At 40.0% G+C, this 13863-nt stretch carries 9 protein-coding genes, 1 pseudogene and 1 other annotated feature; of the genes and pseudogenes, 7 read left to right on the top strand and 3 right to left on the bottom strand.

Going from position 1 to position 13863, the window contains the following annotated elements; genetic code table 11:
• Nucleotides 1-52 precede the first annotated feature (52 nt).
• From CJZ72_RS12910 to CJZ72_RS15160, 3 genes and pseudogenes are all read left to right on the top strand, one after another.
• Nucleotides 53-811 carry a MerR family transcriptional regulator gene (locus CJZ72_RS12910; RefSeq protein WP_095443940.1) on the top strand — a complete coding sequence of 253 codons (759 nt, stop codon included), beginning with the start codon at nt 53-55 and terminating at the stop codon, nt 809-811.
• 76 nt (nt 812-887) lie between these two features.
• Nucleotides 888-1117: a binding site (T-box leader), on the top strand.
• Between the two features lie 85 nt (nt 1118-1202).
• The gene (locus CJZ72_RS12905) at nt 1203-2333 is read left to right on the top strand and encodes a 5-methyltetrahydropteroyltriglutamate--homocysteine S-methyltransferase (protein ID WP_095443939.1); all 1131 of its coding nucleotides are present in this window, start codon (nt 1203-1205) and stop codon (nt 2331-2333) included.
• 16 nt (nt 2334-2349) lie between these two features.
• Nucleotides 2350-2484 (top strand): annotated as a pseudogene (locus tag CJZ72_RS15160) (DUF3788 family protein); the annotation flags it as partial.
• A gap of 111 nt (nt 2485-2595) precedes the next feature.
• On the opposite strand, the gene CJZ72_RS12900 reads toward CJZ72_RS15160, so the two are convergent.
• The gene (locus CJZ72_RS12900; protein ID WP_081134518.1) at nt 2596-3633 is read right to left on the bottom strand and encodes a LacI family DNA-binding transcriptional regulator; all 1038 of its coding nucleotides are present in this window, start codon (nt 3631-3633) and stop codon (nt 2596-2598) included.
• 112 nt (nt 3634-3745) lie between these two features.
• Here CJZ72_RS12900 and CJZ72_RS12895 point away from each other — a divergent pair, with 112 nt between their 5' ends.
• Genes CJZ72_RS12895 through CJZ72_RS12885 form a run of 3 tightly spaced genes read left to right on the top strand, consistent with a single transcriptional unit; the run spans nt 3746 to nt 8799 of the window.
• A complete protein-coding gene (locus CJZ72_RS12895) occupies nt 3746-6004 on the top strand; it encodes an alpha-galactosidase (protein ID WP_081134517.1) in 2259 nt (752 codons plus the stop codon).
• Entirely contained in the window at nt 5988-7865 is a 1878-nt protein-coding gene (locus tag CJZ72_RS12890) for a glycoside hydrolase family 2 TIM barrel-domain containing protein (protein WP_081134516.1), read from the top strand. Before CJZ72_RS12895 ends, CJZ72_RS12890 begins: the two co-directional genes overlap by 17 nt.
• Entirely contained in the window at nt 7846-8799 is a 954-nt protein-coding gene (locus CJZ72_RS12885) for a beta-galactosidase small subunit (RefSeq protein ID WP_081134515.1), read from the top strand. The genes CJZ72_RS12890 and CJZ72_RS12885 overlap by 20 nt, the downstream gene beginning before the upstream one ends.
• Before the next feature lie 164 nt (nt 8800-8963).
• Here the strand turns inward: CJZ72_RS12885 and CJZ72_RS12880 are convergent, their stop codons facing one another.
• Nucleotides 8964-10676, bottom strand: a complete 1713-nt coding sequence (locus CJZ72_RS12880; RefSeq protein ID WP_081134514.1) for a cache domain-containing sensor histidine kinase — start codon at nt 10674-10676, stop codon at nt 8964-8966.
• Nucleotides 10673-12217 (bottom strand): response regulator transcription factor, encoded by a 1545-nt coding sequence (locus tag CJZ72_RS12875; protein WP_095443938.1) that lies wholly within the window; start codon nt 12215-12217, stop codon nt 10673-10675. Before CJZ72_RS12875 ends, CJZ72_RS12880 begins: the two co-directional genes overlap by 4 nt.
• Nucleotides 12218-12356: 139 nt before the next feature.
• Here CJZ72_RS12875 and CJZ72_RS12870 point away from each other — a divergent pair, with 139 nt between their 5' ends.
• Nucleotides 12357-13646, top strand: a complete 1290-nt coding sequence (locus CJZ72_RS12870) for an ABC transporter substrate-binding protein (protein ID WP_081134512.1) — start codon at nt 12357-12359, stop codon at nt 13644-13646.
• The last annotated feature ends 217 nt before the right edge of the window (nt 13647-13863 follow it).

Genomic DNA, 13863 nt, shown 5'->3' with positions numbered 1-13863 from the left:
AGTTGCTTGAAGGTCAATGGAAAAAAAGTTAAACTGCAAATGGGGTGAGAATATGGAAAAACTGTATACGATCGGGGAAGTATCCAAATTGTTGAATGTGCCAAAATCGACGATTCGGTATTGGGACGAGCAAGGCTTGATCCATTCGAGCCGACATGAGGAAAATGATTATCGACTATTTGATATTGATGCTATTTTCCAAATCTATGACATTGATTTTTACCGAAAGCTTGATGTTCCAATCAAACAAATGCAAAATTTATATGGAAAAACGCTGGAAGAACACTATGAAACGATTGCTCAAACAGAACAAAGGATCTATCTGGAAAAAGTAGAGTTGCAAAAGAAGCATGAGGAAATCCTGAAACGAAAAGAGCAATTGAAACTCATGCTTGCACACGAAAACAGTGACTTTTCAGAAGAAACGCCACCTTTTGAGGCCATCGTTGCCGTTGATTCTGACGATATTTTAGATTCGAAAGCTTATTTAGAAACGTATGCCAGTTTTGGCAGTGTCTTTGATTTTTCGATCAGTGATGAAATGATCTATGGTTTTTGTACAGATGAACAGACGAATGCTCTACCCATGTCTAAAACCGTTTGGCGAAAAGATCAAGCCAAAAAATATCGTCGTTTTTTGCTGAAAGTCGAAGTCGGGAACACTAAAAATAACAATATTGATCAGGTGAAAAATGAATTAGAAAAACGGGGACTAAAATCTGGACGAGTAATCGGTCAATATCTATTGACGAATACAACGAAGAAAGATGTGTTCGAGGAATACTACCAAGCATGGCTGGAGATTATGTGATAGGGATGTTTTCTTTTATGAAAAATGAAAAAAACATTGACAATCTGATAAGAAAGTGGGATATTAATTAGCAAATAATGAAGCGTTGAAGAGAAGAGTAGCTGAATGGTGAAGGAACAAAGAGACTCCGGTGGGTGGAAAAGGAGATCCTTTCGTCAGTGAAGATGAACTCTGAGCATTTTGATTTGTTCACGCAAATCAAACGGACTGTGACCGTTATCTTGCCGAGTATCTTAGGTACTGTTGAGACATTGTTTGTGAGAATAATGTGAATCAGGGTGGTAACACGAAGCATTCGTCCCTTTTATCTGTAATGGATAAAAGGGACGGGTGCTTTTTTCATTTTGCTCCGTGAAACTTCACGCGCATTTGTTAAAGAGGAGGAAAACACATGACAACACGTAGAACATCACCATTTCGTTATGATATTGTAGGGAGTTTTTTAAGACCAGAAAAATTGAAACAAGCAAGAGAGGACTTTAACAAACAAAAAATCAGTCAAGCAGAATTGACGAAAGTAGAAGATGAAGCCATCATCGACTTGATCAAAAAACAAGAGGCTCTTGGCTTGAAGGCTGTGACAGATGGGGAATTCCGCAGAAGTTGGTGGCATTTGGATTTCTTCTATGGACTAAATGGGATCGAGTTTTTTGTGCCAGAACACGGCTACTTTTTCCATGGAGAAGAAACACGTCCTGGGACGATTACTGTCACTGGCAAGATTTCAGGAGAAGAACATCCGTTTATTGACCATTTTCGATTTACTCGTGAGCATACTAGCGCCGGGATCGAAGTAAAACAAACGATTCCTGCTCCTGCTCAAATTTTAGTGGAACTGCTTCGTCCGGATATTTTACCAAAGATTCGAGAAATCTATCCAGAAAATGACGAATTGATCAAAGACATCGTTGCAGCTTACCGCCAAGTAATCGCGGACCTTTATCAAGCCGGAGCCCGCACGATCCAATTGGATGATTGTACGTGGGGCCTATTAGTTGCTCCTTTACCTAAAGGCTTTTTAGCAGAAACGCAACAGGATGAACGAGAAGTGCGCAAGGAGTTAGCGCAACTGTACCTAACGATCAACAACGCTGTTTTAGCAGATCAGCCAGACGATTTGACGCTGAACACGCATGTTTGTCGCGGAAATTATCACTCGACATGGGCTGCAGCTGGTGGGTATGAGGATGTGGCAGATCCTTTGTTCACGCAAGAAAATGTCCAAGCGTATTATTTGGAATACGATAGTGAACGTTCAGGTGGCTTTGAACCACTTGCCAAAGTATCCGAGGATAAATTAGTGGTTTTAGGACTAATCACTACTAAAAGTGGGGAACTAGAAGATCGCCAGAAAATCATCGAACGCATTTACGAAGCAACTCGATATCTGCCTTTAGATCGATTATGCCTTAGCCCACAATGTGGCTTTGCGTCCACTGAAGAAGGCAATATATTGACTGAAGAGGAACAATGGGAAAAGCTGGCATTCGTCAAAAGTATTGCAGAAGAAGTCTGGAAATGATTTGTTTAGTTGATCGAAAAAGAGGCGGGGACAGAAGTGTTTAACTCCTAGAAATAAGAAGAAATCAATGAAAATTGCTTTTCAAATTTTTGTGAATTTTGGCTTATTTAAGAAGGAGTTGCTTCTGCTCCCACCGTTTATCCGTTTTTAAAGAATGAGACAAAAGCGTTTCTTACTTTTGTCTCACGCTCAATTAAAGCATTGGCACGCTACTTGTTCTCACGTGTTGAACAGGTAGCGAACCAACGCTTTTTTATTGTCCTTAAGTTTGTTTCGTTTGTGGAATGAAACTTTCTCTTACGATCAGTCGTGTCGGATAGGTGACGATGATTGGTTCTTCCCTAAGGTGGTCGATTCGTTCTACAGCCAATCGAACAGCCGATTTACCAATCGCTTTTGCACTGATGGCAACACTTGTTAACCCAGGGGAGAGAGTCGAAATTGCTTCGATATTGTCAAAACTCACAAGCACGATGTCTTTTCCGATTTGGATCTCTTGTTTTTCTAGTGCTTTGTAAACGCCAAGTGCGATTGGATCACTTCCGATAAGAATCGCTGTGGGTAAATTTGTTTTATTGTCAGCTAGTAGTTCACTGGCAAGTCGTTCCCCTGATTCTTCCGTCCATTCACCCAAATAATGAGTGGTGTGGTTTTCTAAATGATGGTCTCGCATAAAATGAAGATAGGCACGACTTCTTTTTTCATTTTCTGTGATTGTTTTCCCACCGAATTCATCCATATCTACTTGATATCCGCCAATATAGGCAATCCTCTGATGGCCATTTTCTAAAAAAAGTTCTAATACGGAGTTAGTCATTCGTTCTAAATCTGCGTAAACCATATCAACTTCTTGCTGGATGTCTGGATTATCGACTACAACTAAATGTTTGTTTTGTTTTAGGAGATCAGAGATGGATTGTTTCGTCACAGTGCCAACGACGATGATCGCACCTAACTGATCCAAATCTTTCCATTCTGTGGGATTATCGGATAGATTATAGATTCGATTCATGCCGATATGCAGACGGCTGGCTTCTTCTTCCAATCCAGCACGTAATTCTTTATAGTAACTATCTTGTTCTTCACTGGCTTTACTAATCGTTGAAATGACTCCAATTGAAGGTAATCGTTTTTTTACATATTTTCGTTTATTGATATCGTAGTTCAAACTGGCAGCGACTGCAAAAATCCGGTCCCTTGTTTGATCTGCTACATTGATCGTTTTATCCTCATTCAAGACCCGTGAAACTGTCGTAGGGGAAACATTCGCTTTTCTGGCTACATCTCTAATACCAACCATATGACCACCTCGAAAAAAATTTTTTGAATTGTTATTGACAAATTTGTTTAGTAAACAGTATACAGGAAATGTAAGAAAAGTAAACGGTTACTATTTGTGGAGAGGTGAAGAGATGGAAACAGTAAAAGATATAGAGCTTGCTGAATTAGTAACATACGATGAAAAAGACCGAATATTTCATTTGGCGAATGACACGATTTCCTACATTATCCAAATCGAAGAATCGGATGTCTTAGCCCATGTTTATTTTGGGAAGAGGATCAAGGGGTACCGACATCATAAAAACTATCCTAGAAGAGATCGTGGATTCTCCGGGAATACACCGTTAAATGATGATCGTTCTTTTTCAAAAGATACGCTGCCACAAGAATACTCTAGCCACGGCGGGATGGATTACCGCTTGCCTGCTCTGGTGATTCGTAGAGAAAATGGCTCTAATCTACTGGATCTTAGATACCATGATTATCAAATAAGTGAGGGGAAACCTGCTTTATCAGGATTGCCCCATGCCTATGTTTTACAAGCAAATGAAGCGGAAACGTTGGTGATCACGCTAAAGGATCGTGAGTTAGGTGTGTATGTTGATTTGATGTATACGATCTATCGCCATCGCTCGGTGATCACTCGCTGTGTGAATATCAGAAATCAAACAACAGAAACGATCGCTATTGAGAAAGCAGCTTCTTTCCAGATCGATTTTACTCATTCAGGTAGATTTGATGAGGTGATTGCATTACCAGGCGCCCACGTAAAAGAACGGCAAATCTCAAGACAGCCAATTTTGGATGGAATCAAATCCTTTGAAAGCCGGCGAGGGTCAAGCAGTCACCAGATGAACTCGTTTATTGCATTGACGAATAAGCATACGACAGAGTTTGCAGGCGAAGCCATCGGTATACACCTTGTGTATTCAGGAAACCATTCTTTTGAGATCGAAAAGGATCAAATCAATCAGACCAGAGTGATCGGGGGTATCAATCCCTATAATTTCCATTGGCTATTAGCCGCAAATCAAAGTTTTCAAACTCCTGAGATCCTCCTTTCTTATTCTGATCAAGGACTGAACAAAATGAGTCAAGTCACACATCAGTTGTTACAAGAACGAGTTGCCAGAGGAAAACATCAATACCAACAGCGCCCGATTCTAGTCAATAATTGGGAAGCGACTTATTTTGACTTTACGAGTAAAAAATTGGAAGCCATCATCGATGAGGCAAAAGAACTTGGACTTGAGATGTTCGTTTTAGATGATGGATGGTTTGGCAAAAGGGATGCGGATAATTCTTCTTTGGGGGATTGGTATGAATATCGGGGAAAGTTAGCAAATGGATTAAAAGGGCTTGCTGATTACACCCACCAAGCTGGCTTGCAGTTTGGGATATGGGTAGAACCGGAAATGATTTCTCTTGATTCAAAACTTTATCGGCATCATCCAGATTATTTGATGTCTGAACCTGATCGAACACCTGCTGTTTCACGTTCTCAGTATGTGCTTGATTTTACACGTGAAGAGGTACGTGCGGCAATCGAAACGCAATTACGCAAACTGCTGGATACGGTTGACATCGACTATGTCAAATGGGATATGAACCGCTCATTGTCGGATGCTTACTCTGCTTCTTTGGGAAAAGAGAATCAAGGAGAGGTGCTCCATCGCTATGTTTTAGGCTTATATGAACTGATGGAACGGCTTACGACGGATTATCCAGAGATCCTTTGGGAAGGGTGCTCTGGTGGTGGCGGGAGATTTGATGCTGGTTTGTTGTACTATATGCCGCAGTCATGGACGAGTGACAATACCGATGCTGTGGAGCGGATCAATATCCAGTATGGGACAAGTCTAGGCTATCCTATTTCTGCCATGACTGCACATGTTTCTGCTGTACCAAATCACCAGACTGGGCGTGTGACTAGTTTGAAAACACGTGGTGATGTTGCGATGGGTGGCGTGTTTGGGTACGAACTAGATCTGACACACTTATCCGAGGAAGAAAAGAACGAAGTGAAGGAACAAGTCGCTTTTTATAAAGAAATCAGGCAAACCGTTCAGTATGGCGATTTCTATCGTTTGCATGATCCTTTTGAGCAAGCAACTGCTTCTTGGATTTTTGTCGCAAAAGATCAGGAAGAAGCGGTATTGTTTTTAAGCAGAAAATTAGCAAATGCGCAGCCGGACTTCCACGAAATCCGTTTAGCTGGTTTGGCGGAGGAAGATTTTTACCGTGATCAAGAAACTGGGCAGATCTATTCTGGTTCTGAATTGATGACAGCAGGGCTTTATTATCCGGATTTTTATGGCGATTTTCAAACATCGCTCATTCATTTTATCAAAGTGGAAGAAGGAGAGAACGCAAATGAACGCAACAATTGATTGGCTAGATGATCCAGAAGTATTTCGAGTAAATCAGTTAGAAGCACACAGTGACCATGTGATCTATGGCTCAAAATCAGAAATCAATACAGCTAGCTCACGTATCCAATCCTTGAATGGGATATGGAAGTTCAAGTACTCAAAAAATGCACAGAGTCGTCCAGTAGATTTCTATAAAAAGGATTTTGATAGCAGTGATTTTGACGAAATAGCTGTTCCTGGTCATATCGAGTTAGCTGGCTATGACAAGATCCACTATATCAATACGATGTATCCTTGGGAAGGCCATGAGTTTCGTCGCCCACCATTTACAACGGCTAGCATAGCACAAACGAAAGGACTGTTCTCTCAGGCAGAATATAATCCTGTTGGTTCCTATATCACAACATTTCGTTTAGATGAGAAGATGAAACAAGAAAAGGTCTCGATCCATTTTGCAGGTGTAGAACAGGCGATGTATATTTGGCTGAACGGTCATTTTATTGGTTACGCAGAAGACTCCTTTACCCCTGCAGAATTTGATTTGACACCTTATCTGGAAGAAGAAAACCAGCTGGCTGTAGAAGTCCATAAGCGAAGTACAGCAGCATTTATCGAGGATCAGGATTTCTTCCGTTTCTTTGGGATATTTCGCGATGTTACACTGATTGCAAAAGGAAAAAATCATTTAGCAGATATCTGGTTGCGCCCTAAATTAGATGAAACATTGCAACATGGACAGTTGGAAATGGATATCCAGATTGAAAATATCCTTCCTGACAGTGAAGTGCATCTTCGTATCTTTGATCCGACAGAAAGAAAAATCTATGAAGAAAAATTAGTGTTGACTGCTTCACTTTCTCATCGTGTCGATCTAGGAAAGGTTGAACTTTGGGGACATTTCCAACCACGCTTGTATCGGATCGAACTGGAGACCCGTAAGGACGGAGAAGTAACCGAATATACCCACTATCCTTTTGGTTTCCGTAAAATCGAGATCAAAGATAAGATCATGTATCTAAATGGAAAACGGTTGATCATCAATGGTGTCAACCGACATGAATGGCATCCGGAAAAAGGACGGGCAATCACACTTGAAGATATGGAACGGGATGTAAAGATCATTAAGAACGCACATATCAATGGTGTTCGAACCTCCCATTACCCTAACCAGATCGCCTGGTATTATCTTTGTGATCAAGCAGGTATCCATGTTATGGCAGAAACCAATTTAGAATCCCATGGCTCCTGGCAGAAGATGGGGGCATTCGAACCCTCCTATAATGTTCCTGGAAATATTCCCCAGTGGCGTGAAAATGTATTGGATCGGGCAAAAACAAATTTCGAGACGTTGAAGAATCATACAAGTATTTTATTTTGGTCTCTCGGAAATGAATCCTATGCAGAAGAAAATATTCGTTTGATGAATGACTATTACAAAGAAAAAGACCCGGATCGGTTGGTGCATTATGAAGGGAACTTCCCTAACCCCCGATTTGAAGAAACGATTTCAGATATGAAAAGTTGTATGTATGCCTCCCCAGAAGATGTTCGTGCCTATCTTGAAAAAGAAGCGCAAAAACCTTTTATTTTATGCGAATATATGCATGATATGGGCAATTCATTAGGGGGTATGGCCTCGTACATGGAATTGTTAGAACAGTATCCGATGTATCAAGGTGGATACATTTGGGATTTTAAAGATCAAGCAATCCAAATGATCGATCCAATCACGAATCAAAAGGTGATGCGTTATGGGGGAGATTTTGATGATCGTCCTAGTGATTATGAATTTTCTGGAAATGGGATCGTCTTTGCAGATGGAGAAGAGAAGCCAGCTTTACAGGAGGTAAGATATTATTATGGAAAATACAGCAACTAAGTTAAGGGTCATTTACGGGGATTGTACACTGGGGCTGAAAGGGCAAGGATTCCATTATATTTTTTCTTATACAAGAGGTGGCATGGAATCATTGAACAAAAATGGAAAAGAATGGCTTTATCGTGAGACCTTGCCTACTTTTTGGCGAGCGTTGACAGACAATGATCGCGGCAATGGGTTTGGCTATCGTTCATCTGTATGGTTGGGGGCAGGAAAGTATCCAAAAGTCAAACAGATCCAGGTAAAGATAGAAGATGCAGCCATCGAATTGCCGATCGCGCCGGTCAATAATCAGTATTCAAATACAGAATACGTATCTTCTGCAGAGATCTTATTCACACTAGAATACAATACAGTACCAAAAACGGAAGTAGTTGTCAGCTACCGGATCAATGCGCTTGGGGAAATCAAGGTCAATGTAGTGTACCATGGCCAAAAAGGGGTACCAGAATTACCTCTTTTAGGAATACGGTTTATCATGCCAACGCAGGCGACGAGTTTTACCTATGAAGGATTGTCTGGGGAAACGTATCCTGACCGAATGGCTGGTGGAGTAGAAGGTATCTACAAAATAACTGGGTTGCCAGTGACTCCTTATCTGGTACCACAAGATTGCGGTGTCCATATGAAAACAAAATGGGTAGAGATAACGAGAGACACTACATTGAGCAATGTAGAAAAAGAAAAGGAAAAATTTTCTTTGCGATTTGAACAAGTAACAGGAGATTTCGCTTTTTCCGCATTGCCGTATACAGCAGAGGAATTGGAAAACGCGACCCATAGAGAAGAATTGCCACCAGCAAGAAGAACTGTTTTGACGATGTTGGGGAAAGTTCGAGGTGTAGGTGGAATCAACAGTTGGGGTGCAGATGTGGAAGACGACTATCATATCAGTGGAGAAGAAGATCATGAATTCTCTTTTGTGATAAAGTAACCTGACCGCCGTATTCAAAAAAGTAATTAAAAAAGCTAACAAATAGCAACCAAGTTTCTCCATCGAGAGATTTGGTTGCTATTTGTTGTCTAAAAGAAGTCTGAGGGCAAACTGTAGCGGAAAAATCGTACGTTGGTAATGGATTTTTTTACAGAAATTCAGAGTTATTCTATGATCGGCAAAGTGATCCTGACGGTCGTACCGACGCCAATAAAAGATTCGATCGTGAGACCATATGCTTCACCAAAGGATAAGCGGATGCGTTCATCAACGTTTTTGATCCCTATTCCCGAAAAGAAATCAGTCGTTTTTTTCGTTAAACTAGTATCGAATCCATCTCCGCTATCCACTACCTCAAAGATCAAAGAATCGTCATGAAGCTTGCCAAATAACGTGATAAATCCTGTTTTTTTCGATTGAAAAGCATGGAGATAGGCATTCTCAATGATTGGTTGGATCATCATATTCGGGACCTTGAAAGAAAATAATTCCTCAGGTACCATGATCCGGGTAGAAATTTCGTCCCCATAACGAAGTGCAAGAATGTGGATATAACTTTGCACACTGTTCAATTCTTCACCGACTGTGATCAGTTCCTCCTTTTTCCCGATCGTACTTCTTAACAAATCTATAAAATGATCGATCCCAGTAATGGTCTCTTCATTTTTTCCTTGCCAAATCAGGAACTTCAAACTTGTCAATGTGTTGTAAATAAAATGAGGCTGGATCTGCGCTTGCATCGTCTGTATCTCCAAGATACGCTTTTTCTTTTCAGCTTTAATCGATCGCTCGTGGCTCTCTTCGATCGTATCAAGTAACTGATTGATCGTAGAACCTAGTACTTTTGTTTCGTAAGTTCCTTGGATCGATACATGGGCATTCGGTGCCGTTTCTTTGTTTTGTTTGATCGAATGGATCAAGGCATAGATCGACTTCGTCTGGCGGTTCATGTAGCTAAAAACGACGCCTCCCACGAGGATAAGAATGATCAAATTGAAGAAAATGATTGGGAAGAGGATCCCCATCTGATTGGTCACTAAATTGCTATCGACTTTACTGATAAGTGTTGAATTTTGTCGATACAGGGGAAGCCTGGTCAAGCGCGCAGAGCCGAACGTTTTTGTTCCATTGCTTGTCAAATCAGTAAACAAGTCGGAAGTCGTACCAATCATAGCAGCTTCGTTTGATGAAAAAACGGTTTGTTCTTCATTAAGCAAATAGATTTTTGAGATATCTGGATTGATCATGGTGCTGAAGAGATGCGCCATTTGTTTGGAAGAGATAGCAATGACAGCATAGCCATAAACTCGATTCAGCGAAGTCTGCAATTTTTTGACAAAAAGAATACTTTTTTCTGCTTGATTTTTCTGTGTAAGTCCAAAATCAACAAAGACCATTTGAGTTGACGCAGATACCTGATCGATCTTATTGCGGATCTCCAATTGAAAAAAAGCGTTCGCATCCATGCTAGCGATGAGGTCATTTCCAACAAAGGTACGCCCGTTTTCTCCGAAAATCATCAGGTCATAATCGATATAAGGAGAAATAGCGGTGAAGCCGAGTGTCATCTGATGGATCTCCTTTAAATCTGAAAGCTTTGATAACGCAGGCTGGTTTTCCGTAGAAAAGTAACTTTCTACCCCTGAATTTTCGGCAATCGAAGATAATGTCTTTTCGATATTATCATTCAGCATTTCAAAATCTCGTTGGATCTTTACTAAACTTTGTTCATTCGATTTATCAAATAGGTTGATATAAGCCTCTTTTGATTGGTGATAAATAAAAAGTGAAATGATGATTGCTTGAGTGAACAGTGCAATAAACAAAATGATGAATAATTTTGTAAATAATTCGTATTCTTTGAGTTTTGCTTTCATTTCACCATGCTTCCTTTGCGGTAATGGGAAGGACTCATCCCTGTTTCTTCTTTAAAGACTCGTGAAAAGTAGCCTAAGTCGGTATAACCCACTTGAGAACAGATTTCTGAAAGAGGGTCAGTTGTTTCTGTTAAGAGTCGTTTTGCATGTTGGATACGCACTTTTTTTAGATATTTTGTAAAGTTGATGCCGTATTTTTCCGTGAAAATAGTCGAAAGATAACTATAAGAAAAGTGGAATTTTTCTGAAATAGATTGTAAAGACAGGTCTTCGTGGTAATTTTTCTGAACGTATTCATAAATCAATGTTAAAATAGCAGAATTCTCTTTTTTTTCAGGAACGACCCAGACCATCAACTGTTGAATGATGTTGGTAAATATTTGTACAAAACGCTCAATAGCGAAGGCATCAGCAAATTGTGCCGTCAAAGTCATTTTTAATTTGGTCAATTCGTAATGTTTCTCTTCTTCATCGTCCATTGCATGGATCAGCGCATAGAGTCGATTCATTGTTTCATGTTTCAAAAATAAAGGATCGATTCTTAGGATGATCATCGTTTCAACTATAGCGCTCAATTCTCTGATTGCTGACAAATAATCTTTGTTCACGATTTTTGTGAGGTAGCTTTTCGTACTCGTTTCATAATGAGGAACAAGCGGAGTTAGTTGATCTGCTACCAGTGATCCTTTGTGCAAATGATAAAATAACTGCCCCTTACCATTCTTTTTGAGGAGCGTAAACTCAGTATAAAGTTCAGAAAAATCAAGTTCCTTGGAGAGGATACAAAGGGTATCCTTCGTCTTACTGGTTTCTGATAGATAGTCGATAAGTTGAGGGTAAATCTCGGTGCTAGCCGTATTGATCAAGCAGCCGAATCCACGATTGAGGGTCGTGAAAGGGAAAAATTCAAGCGGCCATTCACTGGTTAGAGATTTTTCTTTCAGATAAGTCAGCTCTTTCATTTCGTTATAAACAAGATAAAAAATGGGATAGGAAAATTTTTTTGGGGATAAAGCAGTTGTTTGTCCGGAAAAATAATTCGCTAAATCCTGCTTCAAAGACTCCGTTGTGGAAGGGAGTTTCTGTTTCTTGTGCACTAACTTCGTGATTGCTGAAAGTAGATTCTCCGGGTTCAATTTTGGTTTAAGTAAATAGTCCGAAACGCCACCAACAAAAGAATCTTTTACAAGTTGAAAATCATCATGACTTGAAAGAACAAGGATTTGGACATCTGGTTGTTTCTTTTTGAATAAGCGAGAAAGTTCAATGCCATCCAATTCTGGCATGATCAGATCAGTCACTACGATATCCACAGGTTGATGGTCAAAAAAATCAAGCGCTTCCAAAGAATTGGAAAAGGCACCTACTATATTGATGTCATGGCTAGACCAATCAACTAGATTCGTCAAGCCGTGTAAAATGGTTTTTTCATCATCGATGAACATTAAATTTGTCAAGAAAGTACCTCCTTTAAATAATGCTAATTTTAAAATACGTGGATTTAAAAAGAAATGCAAGTACATTTCAACGAAGTAGTTCATTTTGACCAAATGGATATTTGGATTTTTTTCTTATTTTAGGACTTTTTTTGGAGGAACACGAAAATGAGAGAAAACGGTTACAATGTTTGGTAATATACAAACTGTACCTAAACAATAAATGAAAAAGGACGGGTTGACTATGAATTTCAAAAAGATTTTAGCAAGTGCCGCGATTTTAACTGCTGCTGCAACTTTATTTGCGGGATGTGGGAATTCTTCTGATTCAGCAGCAAGTAATGATGACAAAGTAACAGTGTGGGCTTGGGATGAAACTTTTAATATCAAGGCGGTCAATGAAGCAAAGAAAGTCTATGAGAATGAAGACGTTGATGTGGAAGTGGTGACTATGTCACAAGATGATATCGTGCAAAAATTGAATACGGCATTGGCGAGTGGAAATACCGATGGCTTACCGAACATCGTCCTGATCGAAGATTATCGTATTCAAGGCTATTTGAATTCCTATCCGGATGCCTTTGCGGACCTAACAGATATTGTTGATGAAGATAATTTTGCGGCTTATAAATTCGCAGTGAACAAAGTGGGCGATAAAATCTATGGTGTTCCTTTTGATTCAGGAGTGACTGCTAATTTTTATCGTACGGACCTTCTTGAAGAAGCAGGGTATAGTCAAGAAGATATGCAAAATCTAAGTTGGGATGATTATGTAAAAGTAGCGAGAGATGTCAAAGAGAAGACGGGCAAGAAAATCACTGAAGTCAACCCATCTGACCTTGGAAGAGTTCGAATGATCATGCAAGAGGCTGGTGAATGGTATACAGCAGAAGACGGGAAAACTGTCACTATCGAAAATAATCAATCTTTGAAATATGGATTGAATCTCTTTGCAACATTGTTGAAAGAAGACTTAGTGGAACAAACGTCTGATTGGAATGCGGGTGTAACAGCTATCCAGTCTGGGGCTGTAGCATCAAGTCCTACGGGTGCTTGGTATTCATCAACGATCCAAGGAGCAAAAGATCAATCAGGAAAATGGGCAATTGCACCAACACCTTCACTTCCTGCTGACATGCAAAAAGCACAAGCGTCAAACTTAGGTGGTGCGGGCTGGTACCTGATCAAAGGTGTTTCTGGAGAAAAGAATGCCAAGGATTTCTTAAAAGAGACGTTTGCTACTAATGCCGACTTGATGGGAACTTTAGCGAATGAAATCGGGTTAGTCTCAACGATGTTAAGTGCTAAGGATCAAAAAGTGTATCAAGAACCTTCTGAATTTTATAGTGGCCAAAAAGTATTCGATGATTTTTCTAAATGGACAGCTGAGATACCAGAAGTGAATTATGGACAAGAAACGTATGCGATCGAAGCGGTTGTAGCAGAATCGTTGCACCGGATCATCAATGGAGAAGACACAGATAAAGTATTAGCAGATACACAAAAACAAGTAGAAGCACAATTAGCAAATTAAGGAAATGATCCAACTGAGTGGACGATTCGTCTAGTCAAGACGTTGATGAAATGAATGGTTGTTAAATAAGTAGATAGGTAGCTAGCACGAAGCGCTGCGAAGATCAGCGAGGTCTAAGCAAACTGCTTCGTGTATAGCTCCTACAAAAAAATTCTAACTGTTTTGTCGGGAGCCTCGTAGCAAGAAAGTTAGAATCGGTATAATGAAAGTGGGTAAT

It is taken from the genome of Enterococcus durans (genome assembly GCF_002277935.1).
GTDB lineage: Bacteria > Bacillota > Bacilli > Lactobacillales > Enterococcaceae > Enterococcus_B > Enterococcus_B durans.
This window is presented reverse-complemented; position numbering and strand designations above follow the sequence as displayed.

Excerpts from the sequence above, each read along its gene's own strand:
- CJZ72_RS12875 (WP_095443938.1), bottom strand. The coding sequence starts at position 12,217 with ATGAACTACTTCGTTGAAATGTACTTGCATTTCTTTTTAAATCCACGT.
- CJZ72_RS12890 (WP_081134516.1), top strand. The coding sequence starts at position 5,988 with ATGAACGCAACAATTGATTGGCTAGATGATCCAGAAGTATTTCGAGTA.
- CJZ72_RS12895 (WP_081134517.1), top strand. The coding sequence starts at position 3,746 with ATGGAAACAGTAAAAGATATAGAGCTTGCTGAATTAGTAACATACGAT.
- CJZ72_RS12910 (WP_095443940.1), top strand. The coding sequence starts at position 53 with ATGGAAAAACTGTATACGATCGGGGAAGTATCCAAATTGTTGAATGTG.
- CJZ72_RS12870 (WP_081134512.1), top strand. The coding sequence starts at position 12,357 with ATGAATTTCAAAAAGATTTTAGCAAGTGCCGCGATTTTAACTGCTGCT.
- CJZ72_RS12885 (WP_081134515.1), top strand. The coding sequence starts at position 7,846 with ATGGAAAATACAGCAACTAAGTTAAGGGTCATTTACGGGGATTGTACA.
- CJZ72_RS12900 (WP_081134518.1), bottom strand. The coding sequence starts at position 3,633 with ATGGTTGGTATTAGAGATGTAGCCAGAAAAGCGAATGTTTCCCCTACG.
- CJZ72_RS12880 (WP_081134514.1), bottom strand. The coding sequence starts at position 10,676 with ATGAAAGCAAAACTCAAAGAATACGAATTATTTACAAAATTATTCATC.
- CJZ72_RS12905 (WP_095443939.1), top strand. The coding sequence starts at position 1,203 with ATGACAACACGTAGAACATCACCATTTCGTTATGATATTGTAGGGAGT.